Source organism: Pseudomonas sp. NFX1, from assembly GCF_051123555.1.
In the GTDB taxonomy this organism is placed as follows: domain Bacteria; phylum Pseudomonadota; class Gammaproteobacteria; order Pseudomonadales; family Pseudomonadaceae; genus Aquipseudomonas; species Aquipseudomonas capeferrum.
This window is the reverse complement of sequence record NZ_CP169366.1, coordinates 1,118,187-1,137,361: the sequence shown is the minus strand read 5'-3', so window position 1 is coordinate 1,137,361 and position 19,175 is coordinate 1,118,187. Positions and strand designations below refer to the sequence as shown.

The window sequence follows — 19,175 nt, the reverse complement described above, 5'->3', positions numbered from 1 at the left end:
ATCAGGACAGTTCGGAAAGGCTGCCCTGAGGATACCCGGAGTCGCTGCTGAGTAACATCACCTATTGTGCAGGTTGTCTATGCAAGATTGCACAGCCGCCGATCTGCGCCGACAGCCTGGCTCAGCCCAGCAGCGCCTTGAGGCCATGCAGCTCCTGCTCGGTCAGCGCCACGCCCTCCTCCTCGGCCACTTCACGCTCGCGGTAGCGGCGCTCGCCCGGCATCCGCGTCAACCCCACCGCCTGCATTTGCTCCACCAGTTCGCGGCTGCGCTGGGCAAAACGCTCGCCTTCGGCCTTGCTCGGGTCGATGACGATGATCAGCTGCCCGGTCCATGGCGTTTTCGCCCCTGGGTGCCCGGACCAGTCGAACTCCCAGGAAAAGTGCCCGCCGGTCAGCGCTGCGGCCAACAACTCGACCATCATCGACAGCGCCGAGCCCTTGTGCTCGCCAAACGGCAACAAGGCGCCACCTTCGAGAATGGCCTTGGGGTCGGTGGTCGGCTGGCCATTGGCGTCCACGCCCATGCCCTCGGGCAACTGTTGGCCAGCCCTGGCGGCGATCTGCACGTCACCGTGGGCCATGGCGCTGGTGGCCATGTCGAAGACGATCGGGTCGTGTTCGGCGCAGGGCGCGGCAAAGGCGATGGGGTTGGTGCCGAACAGCGGCTTGCGGGCACCATGCGGCACCACGCAGGTCATGCTGTTGACCACGCTGAGCGCCACCAGGCCCTCGTCGGCGAACGGCTCGACGTCCGGCCACAGCGCGGCGAAATGGTGCGAGTTGTGAATGGCCAGCACGGCGATACCGGCGCTGCGGGCCTTTTCCAGCAACAGCGCACGGGCCGCTGCCAGTGCCGGCTGGGCGAAGCCGCCGGCGGCATCGACACGCACATAACCGGAGGCCACGTCAGTCACCTTCGGCGTGGCACGCCCATTGACCCAGCCGCTGGCCAGGGTTGAAACATAGCCCGGAATACGGAACACCCCGTGGCTGTGGGCGCCATCGCGCTGGGCGCTGGCGCAGTTGTGGGCAAGCACCTGGGCCACTGTTTCGCTGCAGCCATGACGCTGAAAAATCGCCTGCAAGAGGGTCTGCAGCTCGGTAAAAGGCACGCGTACGACAGTGCCGGTGGAAGGTGCGGACATCTGAAGCTCCTTGTTGGAATTGGAATGGCTACAGCGTTGCAACGACAAAAACTTTCCTGCATGTGACAGCTATCTGTCAAATGTTGACTTGATGACAGAAAACATTCATTTTCTATCGCAAGCCTCACCCCGGAGATGCAGCATGAGCCAACCGATCAAGCAACGCCTGGAAAACAGCCTGCAAGGGGCTGCCGCCTCAGGCCGCACGATCGCCAGCTACATGCTCGCCAACCTGCACGAACTGCCGTTCCAGACCTCGGCCAGCATTGCTGCCAAGCTCGGCGTCAGCGAATCCAGTGTCGGCCGTTTCTGCCGCTCGTTAGGTTATGCCCACCTCAAGGCGCTCAAGCAAGACCTGCAGAACGACCTGGGCGATGGCCCCTGGCTGGTGGGTGACCGCCTGCAAGACTACCGCCAGAACCACGATGCCAGCGACACCGCCGGCAGCCTGGAGCTGGAAATCGCCGCACTGGTCCGTGTCCACGAGTACCGCCAGAGCGAGCCCTGGCACCGTGCCGCGCAACGCCTGGCGAGCAAACCGCGGGTATTCGTCGCGGGCTTTCAGACCGAGCGCGGCGTCGCCATGTGCATGAGCCACCTGCTGCAGTACCTGCGCGATGGCGTGCAACTGGTCGATCTCAGCGCCGGGCATTTCGGCGACGTGCTGCTGGGCCGCGCCGAAGACAGCGCACTGGTGGTGTTCGAGGCCCGCCGCTATTCACGCCATGCCCTGCAGCTGTGCCAGAAGGCGCGCGCAGCCGGCATTGCGGTCACCCTGGTGACCGACACCTTTTGTGACTGGGCCGATGCCAACGCCGACGAGGTGTTCCGCATCCCCACCGAGTTCAATCTGTTCTGGGAATCCACCGCGACCATGCTGTCGTGGGTGCACCTGATGGTCAACGAGGTCTGCAAGAAGCTCGGGCCGGATGTTGAAAAACGCTTGGAAGCGACTGCCGCTCTACATAACGAATTCGTCGGCTACACCTCGTGGCCGTCGGCAAAACAACAATAGCAAGAGTGCAAGAGGTGCGAGATGAACAAGACCATGGCTATGGTGGGTGCGTGTGCCCTGCTGCTGACGGGCGCCGCCAATGCCGAAACCCTGCGCTTCGCCACCGAGGGCGCGTACCCGCCCTTCAACTATGTCGACGCCGATAACCAACTGCACGGCTTCGACATCGACATCACCCACGCCCTGTGCGAACAGATGAAAGTCGAGTGCACGCTGGTGGCCCAGGATTGGGAAGGCATCATCCCGGCCCTGATGGCACGCAAGTACGACGCCGTGGTCGCGTCGATGATCGACACCGAAGAGCGCCGCAAGAAAATCGCCTTCACCGATCATTACTACCGCACCCCGCTGACCGTGGCCGTGGCCAAGGACAGCGAGATCAGCGACGCCCAGAACAATTTCGTCGGCTACACCGTTGGCGCGCAGTCCTCTTCGACCCAGGCCATCTATGCCGAAGACGTCTATGGCAAGGCCGGCGCCGATGTGAAGCTGTACCCGACCATGGACGAAGCCAACGCCGACCTGGCCGCGGGCCGCCTGGACGGGGTGATCGCCGACAAGTTCCCCCTGCACGAGTGGATGAACAAGAACGGCCAGGACTGCTGCAAGATCCTCGGCGACGTGGCCGACACCAAGGCCGACGCCGCCATTGCCGTGCGCAAGGATGACGAGGCGCTGCGCCAGCGCCTGAACACCGCGCTGCAACAGATCGTGGCCAACGGCACCTACCAGAAGATCGCCAGCAAGTACTTCGCTTTCGATATCTACAACTGATCTGTAGGAGCGGCCTTGCGTCGCGAAAGGGCTGCGTAGCGGCCCCAGGATCTATGCGACGGCACAGATTGCCAGGGGACGTTTTGCGACCCCAGGATTTATGCAACGGCACAGATTGCCGGGGCCGCTACGCGGCCCTTTCGCGACGCAAGGCCGCTCCTACAGCGACCGCATTACCCGTCCAAGGGGTTTGTCATGCTCGATCAATTGTCCTTGCTGTCTTTTGCCAGCGGAGGCTGGGGCCAGGCGTTGCTGGCCGGCGCCCTGGTAACCGTCTCGCTGGCCCTCGCCTGCCTGCCCATCGGCCTGCCCCTGGGGCTGGCCGTGGCCCTCGCGGCGCGCTCGCGCAAGCGCCTGCCCCGGGCCTGGGCCACGACCTTCTCGACCGTGTTCCGCGGCCTGCCCGAACTGCTGACCTTGCTGATCATCTATTACGGCTGCCAGATCGCAGCGCAAAAGCTGCTGGCCGCCATGGGCTATCAGGGCGAGTTCCTGATCAATACCTTCCTGGCCGCGATGATCGCGTTCAGCCTGGTGTTTGCCGCGTTCTCCAGCGAGATCTGGCTGGCCGCCTTCAAGACCCTGCCCAAAGGGCAGCTTGAGGCCTGCTCTGCATTGGGCCTGAGCAAACGCACAGGCTTCTTCAAGGTGGTGCTGCCGCAACTGACGCGCATCGCCCTGCCTGGCCTGTCCAACAACTGGCTGTCGTTGCTCAAGGACACCTCGCTGGTGTCGACCATCTCGCTGGTCGACCTGATGCGCCAGACCAACCTGGCGGTGAGCGTGACCAAGGAGCCGATGTTCTTCTATGGCGTTGCCTGCCTGGGCTACCTGCTGTTTTCGGCAGTCTCGGGCCGGGTCTTTGCCTTCATCGAGCGGCGTAGCAGCCGTCACCTGCAAGGAGCCCGGGCATGAACGTCGAACAATGGCTGGCGGTAGTCCTCGACCCCGACCTGCTGGAACGCTACGGCCCACGCTTCGTCGATGGCCTGCTGGTAACAGCCAAGCTGGTGGCGATTTCGTTCACCCTGGGTGCCGTGCTCGGCCTGTTGCTGGCACTGGCACGCCTGTCGCGCAGCCAACTGCTGCAACGCATGGCCGCCGGTTACGTGTACTTCTTCCGCGGATCGCCGCTGCTGGCTCAGTTGTTCCTGCTTTATTACGGCCTCGGTTCGCTCAAGGGGTTCTGGCAAGACGTCGGCCTGTGGTGGTTCTTCCGCGAGGCCTGGTTCTGCACCTTGCTGGCGTTCACCCTGAACACCGCCGCCTACCAGGCCGAGATCTTCCGCGGCAGCCTGATGGCCGTCGCGCCTGGGCAGTACGAGGCAGCGCGGGCGCTGAACCTGAAACGCTCGACCACCTTCTTCAAGGTGATCCTGCCGCAGTCGTTGCTGGTGGCCATCGGCCCACTGGGCAATGAGCTGATCCTGATGATCAAGGCCAGCGCCATTGCCTCGCTGGTGACCATCTACGACCTGATGGGCGTGACCAAACTGGCGTTCTCGCGCAGCTTCGACTTCCAGATCTACCTGTGGGCCGCCGTGCTCTACCTGGTGATCGTCGAGCTGGTGCGGCGCCTCCTGAAACACCTGGAAGCCCGCCTGGGCCGCCACCTGAACTGACCGAAGGATACCTACCATGCATTGCCAGACCCTCGTCCTCGGCGCCGGCATTGTCGGCGTCAGCACCGCGCTGCACCTGCAGGCGCGTGGGCGCCAGGTGATTCTGATCGACCGTGACGAACCCGGCAGCGGTACCAGCCATGGCAACGCCGGGCTGATCGAGCGCTCCAGCGTCATCCCGTATGCCTTCCCGCGCCAAGCCGGTGCACTGCTGCGCTACGGCCTGAACCGCCAACCCGACGTGCGCTACAGCCTGCTGCACTTGCCCAAGGCCGCGCCCTGGCTGTGGCGCTACTGGCGCCAGTCGGCGCCGGGGCGCCTGGCGGGCGCCGCTGCCGACATGCTGCCGCTGGTGCAGCGCTGCGTCGAGGAGCATGACGCCCTGATCAAAGCCGCCGGCCTTGAAGGGCTGGTGCAGGCCAAAGGTTGGATCGAAGTGTTCCGTGACCCGGCCCTGTTCGAGCAAGCCAAGGCCGAGGTCAAAGGCCTGAGCCGCTACGGCCTGCAGTATGAAATCCTCGAATGCGGGCAGCTCCAGGCCCGCGAGCACCAACTGGACAGCACCGTGGTCGGTGGCATTCACTGGCTCGACCCGAAGACAGTGAACAACCCCGGTGGCCTCACCCGTGGCTACGCCGCGTTGTTCGTGCAGCGTGGTGGGCAGTTCCTGCACGGTGATGCGCGCAGCCTGCGCCAAGTGGAGGGGCAATGGCAGGTCGACAGCCGTCGTGGCCCTGTCACCGCAGACGAGGTGGTGGTCTGCCTGGGTCCACAGTCGGCAGACCTGTACGAAGGCCTGGGCTACAAGATCCCATTGGCGATCAAACGCGGTTACCACATGCACTACAGCACCCGCGACGGTGCGCAACTCGAACATTCGATTTGCGACACCCAAGGCGGCTACGTGCTGGCGCCCATGGCCCGGGGCGTGCGCCTGACCACCGGCATCGAGTTTGCCGCCAGCAATGCACCCGGCAACGAGATCCAGCTGCGCCGCTGCGAGGCCTTGGCCCGGCGCTTGTTCCCGGCGCTCGGCGAGCGCCTCGACGATACCCCTTGGCTGGGCCGTCGCCCGTGCCTGCCAGACATGCGCCCGGTAATTGGCCCTGCCCCTCGGCACCAAGGCCTGTGGTTCAACTTCGGCCACGCCCACCATGGCCTCACCCTTGGCCCGGTCAGTGGCCGGCTGCTGGCAGAGCTTCTGACCGGCGAGCGCCCCTTTACCGACCCTGCACCCTACAGCGCGACGCGTTTCGACTGAACCTTGCGGAGAACAACAATATGACCGCCCCTCTGAGCCTTGCCAGCCTTGCCCCAGAACCCGACCCACGCCCGGTACTCATCCGCATCGAGGGCCTGAACAAGCACTATGGCGCGTACCATGTGCTGCGCGACATCAACCTGCAGGTACGCGAAGGCGAACGCATCGTCCTCTGTGGCCCGTCCGGTTCGGGCAAGTCGACCCTGATCCGCTGCATCAACCGCCTGGAAGTGGCCCAACAGGGCAGCATCCAGGTAGATGGCACCGACCTGGCTGCCACCACACGCCAGGCAGCGCAGATCCGCAGCGAAATCGGCATGGTGTTCCAGCACTTCAACCTGTTCCCGCACATGACTGTGCTCGACAATTGCCTGCTGGCCCCTACCAGCGTGCGCGGGCTGTCGCGCAAGGACGCCGAAGAACGGGCACGGATGTACCTGTGCAAGGTCGGCATCGAGTGCCAGGCGCACAAATACCCCAGCCAGCTTTCCGGCGGCCAGCAGCAACGCGTGGCCATTGCCCGCGCCTTGTGCATGAAACCCCGGATCATGCTGTTCGATGAGCCGACCTCGGCACTGGACCCGGAAATGGTCGCCGAAGTGCTGGATGTCCTGGTGCAACTGGCCGGCACGGGCATGACCATGCTCTGCGTTACCCATGAGATGGGCTTTGCCCGGCAGGTGGCCGAACGGGTGCTGTTCCTTGAGGGCGGGCAGATCATCGAGGACAGCCCGCCACAGGTGTTCTTCAACCAGCCCAAGACAGAACGGGCCAAGGGTTTCCTGGCGCAGATTCTGCACTGAGCCCGTTCCTCCCTGTACCGGCTTCCTTTGTCAGCGGGCTTGCCCACCAAGAGGCCGGTACAAGCCCCCTTCATTGCAGCGGTGCAATGAACCAACTGCGTCGTTAAATATAATTGACCTAACCCCCTGCCAAACCCTTGCTGCTACAGGGCTTCAACGGTTTAACCCCCCTGAATTCGGCGTATCCCCCCCGCTAACGCCTCTACCAGTCGTTTGACATATCGAACGGCTCTGGCAAGCTATCAACAAGTCCCGACCGGAATCGTCGCCTCTGACGAGCCGGCAGTGCTCGGGGCTTCAGGTCGCACTCAAGGCCCCGGCCGTGCGCCTGCACAACAACGACAGGTCGAACCTGTCCCAAGGTGACATATGTCCAACAGCAACATTGGCAACAAGCAACCTTCCCTGCGCAAACCCGTCGTCCTGATGACCATGGGCAGCCAAGAGCGCAAAGGCCATGACTATCAGGTCATGACCCACAAATACATCACTCCGCTGGTCGACTTCGCCGATTGCGTCCCGGTCCTGGTACCCACTTGCTGTGGTACCGAAGACCTCGAGACCTATCTGAACATGGCCGACGGCGTCTACCTGACCGGTGCCGGCAGCAACATCGACCCGGCCCTGTACGGCCAGGACAACGAAACCCCCGGCAAGGGCCAGGACAAGGCACGCGACCTGTTCGACATCCCGCTGGTCAAGGCAGCGATCAAGCGTGGCCTGCCGATTTTCGGCATCTGCCGCGGCATGCAGGAAATCAACGTGGCCCTGGGTGGCGACATCTACCAGAAGGTGTATGCCGAGCCAGGCTTCAACGACCACCGGGAAAACCCCGAAGACCCGGTCGAGGTGCAGTACGCCCAGGTCCACAGTGTTAAGGTCAAGCCAGGCAGCTGGCTGCGCGACACTCTGGGCTGCGACGAGATTCGCGTGAACTCGCTGCATGGCCAAGGCCTGCGCAACCTCGGTAAAGGCATCGAGCCAATTGCCCTGGCCGAAGACGGCCTGGTCGAGGCCATCCATGCCCCGAGCATTTCGCCCTTCCTGTTCGCGGTGCAGTGGCACCCCGAGTGGCAAGCCGCGAAGAACCCTGATTCGATCAGGATCTTCCAGGCGTTCGGCGATGCGTGCCGTGCCCAGGTCCGCAAGTCCCAGGTCAAGCACCATCAGGCTGCCTGACACAAAGCTTCGTTAGCTTTGATCGCGGGGGCGGCGCAAGGCCGCCCCCCGCTTCCCCGGTCACCCTCTGCTGGTCCCAGAACACTTCCCGTGGAAGCGGGCGGCGGGCTTGTGCCTGTCTCCGCGATCGTTTTTTTAGCCTTTCCCCCGTTTAGAGATACGATGACTGTTCAGGTGGTTGTCGGGGGATTTTCTGTGCCTGGAAGATCGAGCGCCGCGCGGGCGGCGCTCGATTTCAGCATCCCCCCAACACCCCAGCCAAGCACCCAAATCATAAAAAATTCTCCCAAGGCACTAGCCATCCCTACAGTTGTACGATAACTTACCTCCATCGCAGCACATCACTCCCTTCACCCCAAGCGCCTCAGGATGCCAACAACAATGAATCCACAAGAACTGAAATCCATCCTCTCCCACGGCCTGCTGTCTTTCCCGGTCACCGACTTCAATGCCCAAGGCGACTTCAACCAGGCTGGCTACATCAAGCGCCTGGAATGGCTCGCCCCCTACGGCGCCAGCGCCCTGTTCGCGGCCGGTGGTACCGGTGAGTTCTTCTCCCTGGCGGCCAGCGAGTACAGCCAGGTGGTGAAGACCGCCGTCGATACCTGCGCCACCTCGGTACCGATCCTTGCCGGCGTCGGCGGCTCGACCCGCCAGGCCATCGAATACGCACAAGAAGCCGAGCGCCTGGGTGCCAAGGGCCTGCTGCTGCTGCCCCACTACCTGACCGAAGCCAGCCAGGATGGCGTTGCCGCCCACGTCGAAGCCGTGTGCAAATCGGTGAAGATCGGGGTGGTGGTCTACAACCGCAATGTCTGCCGCTTGAATGCCGACCTGCTGGAAAAGCTCGCCGAGCGCTGCCCGAACCTGATCGGCTACAAGGACGGCCTGGGTGACATCGAGCTGATGGTGTCGATCCGTCGCCGCCTGGGCGATCGCTTCAGCTACCTGGGTGGCCTGCCGACCGCCGAGGTGTATGCTGCGGCCTACAAGGCGCTGGGCGTGCCGGTGTACTCCTCGGCCGTGTTCAACTTCGTGCCGAAGACCGCGATGGACTTCTACCACGCCATCGCCCGCGAAGATCATGCCACCGTCGGCAAGCTGATCGATGACTTCTTCCTGCCGTACCTGGACATCCGTAACCGCAAGGCCGGCTACGCCGTGAGCATCGTCAAGGCGGGCGCGAAGATTGCCGGTTACGACGCAGGCCCGGTACGCACGCCGCTGACCGACCTGACCGGCGAAGAATACGAAATGCTCGCAGCGCTGATGGACAAGATGGGTCCGCAATAAGCGAACCCCTGCGGCCTGAACTGCCGCCGCCGGAGTGGGAGCCCCCCACCCCGGCTACAACTCGTGAGCCCGCACAAAAATAACTAGTGGGAGTATTACCAGCATGCAAGCGACTAAAAAGACGCATGTGCGCTACCTGATCCTGTTCATGCTGTTTCTGGTGACCACGATCAACTATGCCGACCGCGCCACCATTGCAATCGCAGGCTCCAGCCTGCAGAAAGACCTCGGCATTGACGCCGTCACCCTCGGTTATATCTTCTCCGCCTTTGGATGGGCTTACGTGGCTGGCCAGATTCCCGGTGGCTGGCTGCTCGACCGTTTCGGCTCCAAGAACGTCTACGCCTTCAGCATCTTCACCTGGTCGCTGTTCACCCTGCTGCAAGGGTTTGTCGGTGGCATGCCGGTGGCCTGGGCGGTGGTGACCTTGTTCACCCTGCGCTTTCTGGTCGGTTTCGCCGAAGCCCCGTCGTTCCCGGGCAACGCCCGCATCGTCGCGGCCTGGTTCCCCACCGCAGAACGCGGCACGGCGTCGGCCATCTTCAACTCGGCGCAGTATTTTGCCACCGCACTGTTTGCCCCGATCATGGGCTGGATCGTCTTCAGCTTCGGTTGGGAACACGTGTTCGTGGTGATGGGCGTGCTCGGCATTCTGTTCTCGTTCGTGTGGCTGAGGACCATCTACAACCCCAAGCAACACCCGCGCATCAGCCAAAGCGAGCTCGAACACATCGAGCAGAACGGCGGCCTGGTAGACATGGACCAGAAACGCGGCAACGACGGCCCGAAATGGGGCTACATCAAGCAGTTGCTGACCAGCCGCATGCTGCTGGGGGTGTACCTGGGCCAGTACTGCATCAACGCCATCACCTACTTCTTCCTGACCTGGTTCCCGGTGTACCTGGTGCAGGAGCGCGGCATGACCATCCTCAAGGCGGGTGTCATCGCCTCGCTGCCCGCCATCTGTGGTTTCATCGGTGGCGTGCTGGGCGGTGTGCTGTCGGACTGGCTGCTGCGCCGCGGTAACTCGCTGACCTTCTCGCGCAAGCTGCCCATCGTCTGCGGCCTGTTGCTGTCGACCACCATGGTCTTCTGCAACTACGTCGACGCTGAGTGGATGGTGGTCGGTTTCATGACCCTGGCCTTCTTCGGCAAGGGCATTGGCGCACTGGGCTGGGCGGTGGTCGCCGACACTTCGCCGAAGCAGATCGCTGGCCTGTCGGGCGGGTTGTTCAACACCTTCGGCAACATCGCCTCGATCACCACGCCCATCGTCATCGGCTACATCATCAGCGCCACCGGCTCGTTCAAGTGGGCCCTGGTATATGTGGGCGCCAACGCCCTGGTCGCGGTGTTCAGCTACCTGGTGATCGTCGGCCCGATCAAGCGCATCGAGCTGCGTGAAACCCCAAAGGCTGAAGCCGAGCCCGGCGCCAATGGCGAACTGGCAAGCTCCCGTCACTGAGTGAACACGCCCGCCGCTGGCACCTGCCGGCGGCGGGCGGATGTATAAAGCCTGAGCAATCACTAGAAGGGCCCGAACATGCAGTTGATCGAACATTCCGACTCGCCCCGCTACGTCCGCCTGCACGATGACGACAATGTCGTGGTAGTGGTCAACGACGGTGGCCTGGGTGAAGGCGCCCGCTTCCCCGACGGCCTGACCCTGGTCGAAGGCGTGCCACAGAGCCACAAGGTGGCCACCGTGCTGATCGCCAAGGGCGAGCCTGTGCGCCGCTATGGGCAGATCATCGGCTACGCCCTGGAAGACTTGCGCCAGGGTACCTGGGTGCAGGAAAGCCAGCTGGCCATGCCAGAGGCGCCGGCGCTGGACAGCCTGCCGCGTTGCGACGCCGTGCCCGAGCCCCTGCCGCCGCTCGAAGGCTTCACCTTCGAGGGCTACCGCAATGCCGACGGCACCGTGGGCACCCGCAACATCCTTGGCATCACCACCACCGTGCAATGCGTGACCGGCGTGCTGGAGCATGCGGTCAAGCGCATTCGTCAAGAACTGCTGCCCAAGTACCCCCACGTCGATGACGTGGTCGCCATCACCCATAGCTACGGCTGCGGCGTGGCGATCAATGCCCGCGATGCCTACATCCCGATCCGCACCGTGCGCAACCTGGCGCGCAACCCCAACCTTGGTGGCGAAGCGCTGGTCATCAGCCTGGGCTGCGAAAAACTGCAGGCCGGCCAGGTCATGCATGACAACGATCCGTCGGTAGACCTCAGCGACCCGTGGCTGTACCGCCTGCAGGATGCCAGCCTGGGCTTCGGCGAAATGATCGAACAGATCATGGCGCTGGCTGAGACCCGCCTGAAAAAACTCGACCAGCGCCGCCGCGAAACGGTGCCCGCCAGCGAGCTGATCCTGGGCATGCAGTGTGGCGGCAGCGATGCGTTCTCCGGCATCACCGCCAACCCGGCACTGGGCTACGCCTCGGACCTGCTGGTACGCGCTGGCGCGACCGTGTTGTTTTCGGAAGTGACCGAAGTGCGCGACGCCATCTACATGCTTACCTCCCGCGCCGAGAACCAGGACGTGGCCGAGGCGCTGGTGCGTGAGATGGACTGGTACGACCGCTACCTGCAACAAGGCGCGGCCGACCGCAGCGCCAACACCACGCCGGGCAACAAGAAGGGTGGGTTGTCCAACATCGTCGAAAAGTCCCTGGGCTCGATCGTGAAGTCCGGCAGCGGCGCCATTCAGGGCGTGCTTGGCCCTGGCGAGCGGGTGGCGCGCAAAGGCCTGATCTTCTGCGCCACCCCGGCCAGCGACTTCGTCTGCGGCACCTTGCAACTGGCGGCCGGGATGAACCTGCATGTGTTCACCACGGGCCGTGGCACGCCGTACGGCCTGGCCATGGCCCCGGTGGTCAAGGTCTGCACCCGCACTGAACTGGCCGAACGCTGGCCCGACTTGATCGACATCGACGCAGGGCGCATCGCCACAGGCCGCTCGAGCATCGAGGAACTGGGTTGGGAGCTGTTCCACTACTACCTGGACGTGGCCAGCGGCCGCAAGCAGACCTGGGCCGAGCAGCACAGGCTGCACAACGACATCACCCTGTTCAACCCGGCGCCGATTACCTGAGGCCCTTGGGGCTGCTTTGCAGCCCTTCTCGACCGCCTACCCCCTTCATTCACCTACAGGAGTGCCAAAATGCCTGAGATCCTAGGCCACAACTTCATCGCCGGTCAGCGCAGTGCCGCTGGCGCGCAACGCCTGCAGAGCCTGGACGCCACCACCGGCGAGGCCCTGCCTTACAGCTTCGTGCAAGCCACTGAAAGCGAAGTCGACCAAGCCGCCCAGGCCGCCGCTGCCGCCTTTGCCGAGTTCCGCCAATTGGCCCCGGCGCGCCGCGCCGAGTTCCTCGATGCCATCGCTGCCGAGCTGGATGAACTGGACGACGCCTTCGTCGCCATCGTCTGCCGCGAAACCGCCCTGCCTGCAGCGCGGATCCAGGGCGAGCGCGGCCGTACCAGTGGCCAGATGCGCCTGTTCGCGCAAGTGCTGCGGCGCGGTGACTACCTCGGTGCACGCATCGACCTGGCCCTGCCCGAGCGCCAACCGTTGCCTCGCGTCGACCTGCGCCAGATGCGCATCGGCGTAGGCCCGGTTGCCGTGTTCGGTGCCAGCAACTTCCCGCTGGCCTTCTCGACAGCCGGTGGCGACACGGCTGCCGCCCTCGCCGCTGGCTGCCCGGTGGTGTTCAAGGCACACAGCGGCCACATGGCCACAGCCGACCTGGTCGGCTGTGCAATCCAGCGCGCCGCCGAGCGCACCGGCATGCCCAAGGGCGTGTTCAACATGGTCTTCGGCGGTGGTGTCGGCGAATGGCTGGTCAAGCACCCGGCCATCCAGGCGGTCGGTTTCACCGGCTCGCTCAAGGGTGGCGACGCCTTGTGCCGCATGGCCGCAGAGCGCCCACAGCCAATCCCGGTATTCGCCGAGATGTCCAGCATCAACCCGGTGATCATCCTGCCTGGCGCCCTGGCCAAGCGCGGCGAAGCCATCGCCCGCGAACTGGCGGGCTCGGTGTGCCTGGGTGCCGGCCAGTTCTGCACCAACCCGGGCCTGGTGATCGGTCTGCAATCGCCGCAATACAGCCAACTGCTCGCCGACCTCGGTCAGCACCTCGAGCAACAGGCCGGCCAGACCCTGCTCAACGCCGGCGGCCTGCGCAGCTATGTGGGCGGCCTGGAACACCTGCACGCCCATGCCGGTATCGAACACTTGGCCGGCCAACCGCAACAAGGCAGCCAGGCCCGCGCCCAGCTGTTCAAGGCACAGGCGCGCCTGCTGGTCGACGCCGACCCCTTGCTGCAAGAAGAAGTGTTTGGCCCGACCACCGTGGCTGTCGAAGCCCAGGACAACGCACAGCTGCGCGCCGCGCTGCTCGGCCTGCGTGGCCAGTTGACCGCGACCCTGATCGGCGAGCCTGAAGATTTCGAAGCCTTCGCCTGGCTGGTACCGCTGCTGGAAGAAAAGGTCGGTCGGATTCTGGTCAATGGCTACCCCACCGGCGTCGAAGTGTGCGATGCCATGGTCCACGGCGGGCCGTATCCGGCTACGTCGGATGCGCGCGGCACCTCGGTCGGCACCTTGGCCATCGACCGCTTCCTGCGCCCGGTGTGCTACCAGAACTACCCGCAGGCGTTGCTGCCTGAGGCGCTTCGCGATGAGAACCCGCTGGGGTTGCGCCGGTTGGTGAATGGGCAGTGGAGTGACGGGGGGATCTGATCGCCCTGAAATGTAAAAGCCCCGCACACGTCGGGGCTTTTTCTTTTGTCGGTACCGGCCTCTTCGAGGGTGAGAGAGGTCTCAGGCCCCTTGCGCCTCAGCTTCTTCATGCGCCTGGCGCAGGCGCTCGCGGCTGTTGCTCAGGTGCATGCGCATGGCCATCTTCGCCCCTTCGCTGTCTTGCCGGGCAATGGCTTCGTAGATCGCCTCGTGTTCATGCATGAGCCGGCTCATGTAGTGCGCCTGGTCGTCATGGGCCAGGCGCGCCGAGTTGAGCCGGGTACGCGGGATGATACTGGTACCCAGGTGGTTGATGATGTCGGCGAAGTAGTGGTTGCCACTGGCCTGGGCAATGCGCAGGTGGAACTGGAAATCCGCCGATACGGCATCGTTGGCATGGGCCGCGCCTTCGTTGAGCTCATCCAGCGCCGCGCGCATGCCAACCAGCTGTTCATCGCTGCGCCGCTGCGCCGCCAGGCCCGCCGACTCGATCTCCAGGGCAATGCGCAACTCCAGCACCGCCAGCACTTCGCGCAGGGTCACCACGGTCGCCGGGTCGATACGGAAACCGCCCGTGGACGGTGCATCCAGCACAAACGTACCGATGCCGTGCCGGGTCTCCACCTGCCCTGCGGCCTGCAGCCGCGAGATAGCCTCGCGCACCACCGTGCGGCTGACGCCCTCTTCGGCCATGATCTGCGATTCGGTCGGCAGCTTGTCGCCGCGCTTCAGTTGGCCGCTGCGAATCCGCTCGGTCAGCACTGTGACCAGTTCCTGGGCCAGACTGCGCGGCTTGCGCCGGGTCCTTGCCTGTACCTGCTGCTCTGTCATGCCCTGTATTTCACCTTGAAAGACAATGCCCATGATAGCGCAAGCAGTTGTACGATCACATACACCGTATGCGGTATTTCTGTATGGGTCTGCGCCACGCACCACGCAAAAAATCTGCTTCACGCGCTGGTCTATCCCCGCTGCAAGGCTGTACTGTGCGCCTTCGCGCTCACTCATCCATGGAAGGAAACGACAGCATGAAACCCCTCGACCGTCTTCTGCTCGCCACTGGCCTGGTGATCCCCCTCTGGCTGCTGGCCGGCGTCTGGCTGACCGCCCAGGCTTACCCAGGTTACGACCACCTGCAACAGGCCATGAGCCAACTCGGCGCCGAGGGTGCACCCACCCAGCTCTGGTCGCCATGGGTCAACAACTTCCCCTTGGCCGTGCTGTTCGCCCTGTTCGCCTGGGGCCTGGCCCGTCGCTGGCAGGGGTCGACCCTGGCACGGGTCAGCGCCGTTCTGGTGCTGCTGCATGGCCTGGGCAGCCTGGGCACTGGCTGGTTCCCCTGCGACCAGGGCTGCGCACCGGCGCAGCCCTCGCTGTCACAGCAACTGCACAACCTCTCGGGCCTGCTGATGTTTCTTTCATTGACCCTGGCCAGTGCCCTGTGGGCATGGCTGGGCAATCGGGTTGCCGGTTCGCGAACGTTGGCGCTGTTCTCCCTGGCGTGCGTGGTGCTGGCGATCGCCACCGTCGTGCTGATGGGGCAGGCGGCGCAGAGCGGCCATCTGTTCGGCCTGTACCAGCGCCTGAACTACGGCGTATCGGTGGTCTGGGTCGCTGGCCTGGCCTGGGCCAGCTTGCGCCCGCCAGCCAACGCGCTGCGCATGGCCGTAATCTGACGGCAAATTGCTGGCCCCCAGCGGCTTGAAGCGAAGGCAAACTCCCTTCTCCTTCAGATGCTTAGGACAGCAACATGCGAGTACTTCTAGCAACGATGGCCGGCTGCCTGCTGGCCACGGCCGCCTTCGGCGCCCAGGCCAGGGCGCTGAGCCAGAATGATCGCCACACCTGTGGCTGGGGCGCGCAGATTGCTGCAGAAGCTCAGCAGGCCAAGTTATCGGGGGTAACCCTGTATGCCACGCGCAAGAAGCTGCAGGTGCGCAGATTTGCCAAACCGTGGATGCGCATGACCGCCTTCGGCATTACCGAGCAGACTTACAACAGCCGATCGCGGTTGAAGCCGGCGGCGATCAAGCAGACCTACTATGAGCAATGCGTGCAGCATGCAGTCGCAAGAAGATAAAATATTATTTTTCATAAACTTAGAGTCGATACTTTAAGTAAAGCATTGAGTACGGATCCTGTCCGAACCATCCAGCCGCGCCGTCGGCCGCAGCCGCTAGACGCTGTGACCGGCGTCCAGCGCCTGGACATCTGTTAGGCTGATCAAACCCCTCTCGGCCAGCCTCGACTATTCACCCCATGGATGAACTGCGCAAGATCGACCTCAACCTGCTCCTGGCCTTGCATGCGCTGCTGACCGAGAAGCACGTGACCCGCGCCGCCCTTCGTCTGCATCGCAGCCAGCCGGCAGTGAGCCATGCACTGGCACAACTACGCAGGCATTTCGACGACCCGTTGCTGGTCCGCCAGAACGGCTACATGGCGCTGACCGCACGTGCGCAGTCGCTGGCCAAGCCGCTGCAAGACGCCTTGGGCAACCTCAATGCGCTGCTGGCCGCCCCCCTGTTCGACCCGGCCCAGGCCCAGCGCCGCTTCCGCTTGTCACTGTCCGACTATTCGTCGCGCATCATCCTGCCAGCGCTGGTTCGCCACGTGCGCCAGGTCGCCCCAGGCGTGGACCTGGCGATCAGCCAGGCCAGCCGAGAAACCATGTTGGCTCAGCTGCTCGATGGCGAACTCGACCTGGCCCTGGGCATCTTCCCCGACCTGCCGCAGGACATCACCGCACAGCCACTGTTCGAGGAAATCTTCACCAGCGTCGCCGACCGCCAGGTGTTGCCCGCCAGCGGAGGCCTAGAGTTGACCGACTGGCTTGCGCGGCCCCATGTGTTGATAGCCATGCGCCCGGATGCCCACGATGAAATCGAACGCGCGCTGGCCGCCAGAGGCCTGCAACGGCGCATTGCCCTCGCTCTGCCGCACTGGAGCGCGGCGGTGGAGGTACTTGCCGGCACCGACCTGATTCTCACAGTGGCCAGCCGTGCGGTCGGTTCATTGCGCCAGCACGCAGCGTTGCGCCGGTTTGAACCGCCACTGGCCATTCCATCGTTTGCCTATCAACAGGCCTGGCATCAGCGCAAAGACAGCGACCCTGGGCACCGCTGGCTGCGCGAAGCCGTATGGGCTTGCAGTCAGCCGCTTGATCAGCCTCCTGACTGATTGAGCACTGTCGGCTTGGCCGCAGCGCTTGTCGCCCAGTTGCCCTGCACCATGACTACCCCGCACAAAATCAGCACCACCCCGGCCAGCCTGACCAGGCTGATCGGCTTGCCACCCAACCCCATTACCCCGAAATGGTCAGCGATTACCGCCATCAGGATCTGCCCTGCCACCACCAGCGCAAGAAAACCCGCTGCGCCCAGTTTCGGCGTAAGTGCGGCTGCGCCGGCCACGTAAATGGCGCCCAGCACACCGCCGATCCATAACCACCAGGGCCCTTGCAGGGCCTTGCTTACGTCTGGTGCGGGTACCCGGAGGATCAGCAGCGCTGCGATCACCACCAGCGAACTCACCGCAAGCGAGGTGAATGCCCCCCACAACCAATGCCCCAAGGCACGGCCAACCGCGGCGTTGCCAGCCGCCTGAAACGGCAGCAGCGCACCCGCGAGCAAAGCCATGGCAATCGGGACAAGGATGAAAAACAGGGTTTTGCTGTACATGACCGCCCTCAGTTTCGAGTAGTGAGGGTGTCATGATCAGGACATTTACCAGGAGGACGGAAATCGAAAACATGCACGCGTATTATTCGTGCGATGGATGGCGGGAGACCGGACCGTGATACAGGGCAGCCCCAGAACCAACCCGTTGAGCTAGGATGCTGGCCTTGCGCGCCTGCACGCTGTCGACCGCAGGCGTATTTCCCCTTTTGTGATGGAACACATTCGATGAGCGATGAACGCAAGACGCAACTGGACCACGGCCTGATGCCGACCCGCAACCTTGCACAATGCCTGGCAGTCGACCAACTTGCCCTGGCAACGGCCGTCGCACAGCAACTGCCGCCTGCCGTAGGTGAATGCCTGGTTCATGCAGCCAAGGAAAAACAGCCCTTGGGGCTGTCGAAAAAAATCGCGGGCATCGGCCTGGCCCTCGGCCAATGGTTGCAACAAGCCCCCATTGCGATTAGCCAGCAGGTGTTCGAACACTGCTGTGCCCACCCTTCGGATACGGTGCGCAGCTGGGCGGCTTTCGCGCAGGCGCACCTCACCGCCAGCCTTGACCTGCAGGCGGCCCTGGCGGCCCAACTGCGCTTCGCCAAAGACCCGCACTTCGGTGTGCGCGAATGGGCCTGGATCGCCTTGCGCCCGCGCCTCAGCGAGGACCTCCCTGCGGCCCTCGCATTGCTCGTTAGGCAGGCCAGTAGCGAAGACCCGCTGGAGCGTCGGTTCTGCATCGAAGTGCTGCGCCCACGTGGCGTCTGGTGCGAACACATAACGGCCTTCAAGCAGGCGCCGGAGGCGGCCGAAGCGCTGCTGGTGCCGCACCTGGCGGAAAGCGAGAAATACCCCCAGGACTCGGTAGCCAACTGGCTCAATGACGCCAGCAAAACCCGCCCAGACTGGGTGCTCGACCTGTTCGAGCGCCACCCACCGGCCTGCAAGGCCTCACGACGCATCCAGCAACGGGCCACACGCAGCCTGACCCGCTGAATCCCCCCCTAAGCGGCCGCCGTCAACGCGACGTCTCGACCCTCAGCACTTCGGTGTAGATGGCATCGACCGTCTGGCCCACCTTGAGGTTTTTCATCCGCGCTTGCAGGTCTGGGTTTTCGACCTTGACCACCTGCAGCTTGCCCTCTGGCGGCAGCAGGCTCACTTCATGCTGCTTGAGGTCGATCTTCTTGATCTGCGAGGTGACCCTGACCTGGCGGAACGCCTCGCCGCCCGGGTTCGGGTTGTTTTCGGTGGCGCGAATGGTGCCAGACTCATCACTGACCTTCGGCGCACCGCCCACATCGGTGTTGAGCACATAGGCCACCGCGCGGGTCACGTAGATGTCGACCGTGTCACCGACTTTGAGGTTGGGCAGCGCCTTGGCCTTTTCCGTCAACTGGAAGGTCACAGGCTTGTCGTTGGCACCCTGCACCGTGACCAGGCGCTTCTCCAGGTCGATAGCCTGCACCTGGGTGGTGACATGGCTTTCAAGCGCTTCACTGCCAATCGGCACATCGGCGGCCTGGGCCGTGAAGCTGCCAGCGAAGACCAGCGAGGCGATTGCCACAGCGCGAGCGAGTGAACTGATAGGTTTCATAGGCATGCTTCCCTGTAATCGTTTCCGGGTTGGTGCGTGAAATACTCACGCGCCCACAAGCAT

At 63.8% G+C, this 19,175-nt stretch carries 19 protein-coding genes; 15 read left to right on the top strand and 4 right to left on the bottom strand.

Annotation, left to right across the window (positions count from 1 at the left end; translation table 11 throughout):
- Positions 1 to 121: 121 nt before the first annotated feature.
- Positions 122 to 1,147 carry an Ldh family oxidoreductase gene (locus tag DJ563_RS05045; RefSeq protein ID WP_033697397.1) on the bottom strand — a complete coding sequence of 342 codons (1,026 nt, stop codon included), beginning with the start codon at positions 1,145 to 1,147 and terminating at the stop codon, positions 122 to 124.
- 142 nt (positions 1,148 to 1,289) lie between these two features.
- Here DJ563_RS05045 and DJ563_RS05040 point away from each other — a divergent pair, with 142 nt between their 5' ends.
- The 11 genes from DJ563_RS05040 (at position 1,290) to DJ563_RS04990 (ending at position 13,841) form a co-directional block, all read left to right on the top strand.
- Positions 1,290 to 2,162 (top strand): MurR/RpiR family transcriptional regulator, encoded by an 873-nt coding sequence (locus tag DJ563_RS05040; RefSeq protein ID WP_274099346.1) that lies wholly within the window; start codon positions 1,290 to 1,292, stop codon positions 2,160 to 2,162.
- 21 nt (positions 2,163 to 2,183) lie between these two features.
- Entirely contained in the window at positions 2,184 to 2,936 is a 753-nt protein-coding gene (locus DJ563_RS05035; protein ID WP_274099347.1) for a transporter substrate-binding domain-containing protein, read from the top strand.
- A 195-nt stretch (positions 2,937 to 3,131) separates the two neighbouring features.
- Complete coding sequence (locus tag DJ563_RS05030; protein ID WP_274099348.1) at positions 3,132 to 3,851, top strand: ABC transporter permease; 720 nt, start codon at positions 3,132 to 3,134, stop codon at positions 3,849 to 3,851.
- Positions 3,848 to 4,558, top strand: a complete 711-nt coding sequence (locus DJ563_RS05025; protein ID WP_033697392.1) for an ABC transporter permease — start codon at positions 3,848 to 3,850, stop codon at positions 4,556 to 4,558. Before DJ563_RS05030 ends, DJ563_RS05025 begins: the two co-directional genes overlap by 4 nt.
- 16 nt (positions 4,559 to 4,574) lie before the next feature.
- A complete protein-coding gene (locus tag DJ563_RS05020; RefSeq protein ID WP_274099349.1) occupies positions 4,575 to 5,819 on the top strand; it encodes an NAD(P)/FAD-dependent oxidoreductase in 1,245 nt (414 codons plus the stop codon).
- 20 nt (positions 5,820 to 5,839) lie between these two features.
- On the top strand, positions 5,840 to 6,622 hold the full coding sequence (locus DJ563_RS05015) for an amino acid ABC transporter ATP-binding protein (RefSeq protein ID WP_274099350.1): 783 nt from the start codon (positions 5,840 to 5,842) through the stop codon (positions 6,620 to 6,622).
- Between the two features lie 369 nt (positions 6,623 to 6,991).
- Positions 6,992 to 7,801: a gamma-glutamyl-gamma-aminobutyrate hydrolase family protein gene (locus DJ563_RS05010; protein WP_274099351.1), complete on the top strand. Its 810-nt coding sequence runs from the start codon at positions 6,992 to 6,994 to the stop codon at positions 7,799 to 7,801.
- A 381-nt stretch (positions 7,802 to 8,182) separates the two neighbouring features.
- Complete coding sequence (kdgD, locus tag DJ563_RS05005) at positions 8,183 to 9,094, top strand: 5-dehydro-4-deoxyglucarate dehydratase (protein ID WP_033697388.1); 912 nt, start codon at positions 8,183 to 8,185, stop codon at positions 9,092 to 9,094.
- 103 nt (positions 9,095 to 9,197) lie between these two features.
- A complete protein-coding gene (locus tag DJ563_RS05000) occupies positions 9,198 to 10,559 on the top strand; it encodes an MFS transporter (RefSeq protein WP_033697387.1) in 1,362 nt (453 codons plus the stop codon).
- Between the two features lie 78 nt (positions 10,560 to 10,637).
- On the top strand, positions 10,638 to 12,191 hold the full coding sequence (gene garD, locus DJ563_RS04995; RefSeq protein WP_434518939.1) for a galactarate dehydratase: 1,554 nt from the start codon (positions 10,638 to 10,640) through the stop codon (positions 12,189 to 12,191).
- Between the two features lie 69 nt (positions 12,192 to 12,260).
- Positions 12,261 to 13,841, top strand: coding sequence for an aldehyde dehydrogenase (NADP(+)) (locus tag DJ563_RS04990; RefSeq protein ID WP_274100366.1), 1,581 nt, complete (start codon positions 12,261 to 12,263; stop codon positions 13,839 to 13,841).
- 81 nt (positions 13,842 to 13,922) lie between these two features.
- Here the strand turns inward: DJ563_RS04990 and DJ563_RS04985 are convergent, their stop codons facing one another.
- Positions 13,923 to 14,672 (bottom strand): FadR/GntR family transcriptional regulator, encoded by a 750-nt coding sequence (locus DJ563_RS04985; protein ID WP_033697384.1) that lies wholly within the window; start codon positions 14,670 to 14,672, stop codon positions 13,923 to 13,925.
- Positions 14,673 to 14,869: 197 nt separating this feature from the next.
- Between DJ563_RS04985 and DJ563_RS04980 the strand changes: the two genes are divergently transcribed.
- The 3 genes from DJ563_RS04980 to DJ563_RS04970 all read left to right on the top strand — a co-directional run bounded on the left by DJ563_RS04980 (position 14,870) and on the right by DJ563_RS04970 (position 17,021).
- A complete protein-coding gene (locus DJ563_RS04980; protein WP_434518938.1) occupies positions 14,870 to 15,517 on the top strand; it encodes a DUF998 domain-containing protein in 648 nt (215 codons plus the stop codon).
- Positions 15,518 to 15,591: 74 nt separating this feature from the next.
- On the top strand, positions 15,592 to 15,921 hold the full coding sequence (locus DJ563_RS04975) for a hypothetical protein (RefSeq protein WP_434518937.1): 330 nt from the start codon (positions 15,592 to 15,594) through the stop codon (positions 15,919 to 15,921).
- 179 nt (positions 15,922 to 16,100) lie between these two features.
- The gene (locus DJ563_RS04970) at positions 16,101 to 17,021 is read left to right on the top strand and encodes a LysR family transcriptional regulator (RefSeq protein ID WP_434518936.1); all 921 of its coding nucleotides are present in this window, start codon (positions 16,101 to 16,103) and stop codon (positions 17,019 to 17,021) included.
- On the opposite strand, the gene DJ563_RS04965 is transcribed toward DJ563_RS04970, so the two are convergent.
- Positions 17,006 to 17,521, bottom strand: a complete 516-nt coding sequence (locus DJ563_RS04965) for a DMT family transporter (protein ID WP_434518935.1) — start codon at positions 17,519 to 17,521, stop codon at positions 17,006 to 17,008. The two genes, DJ563_RS04970 and DJ563_RS04965, sit on opposite strands and share 16 nt — an antisense overlap.
- 225 nt (positions 17,522 to 17,746) lie before the next feature.
- Between DJ563_RS04965 and DJ563_RS04960 the strand changes: the two genes are divergently transcribed.
- Positions 17,747 to 18,511, top strand: coding sequence for a hypothetical protein (locus tag DJ563_RS04960; RefSeq protein WP_434518934.1), 765 nt, complete (start codon positions 17,747 to 17,749; stop codon positions 18,509 to 18,511).
- A 22-nt stretch (positions 18,512 to 18,533) separates the two neighbouring features.
- On the opposite strand, the gene DJ563_RS04955 is transcribed toward DJ563_RS04960, so the two are convergent.
- Complete coding sequence (locus DJ563_RS04955) at positions 18,534 to 19,112, bottom strand: hypothetical protein (RefSeq protein WP_033697378.1); 579 nt, start codon at positions 19,110 to 19,112, stop codon at positions 18,534 to 18,536.
- Between the last annotated feature and the right edge of the window lie 63 nt (positions 19,113 to 19,175).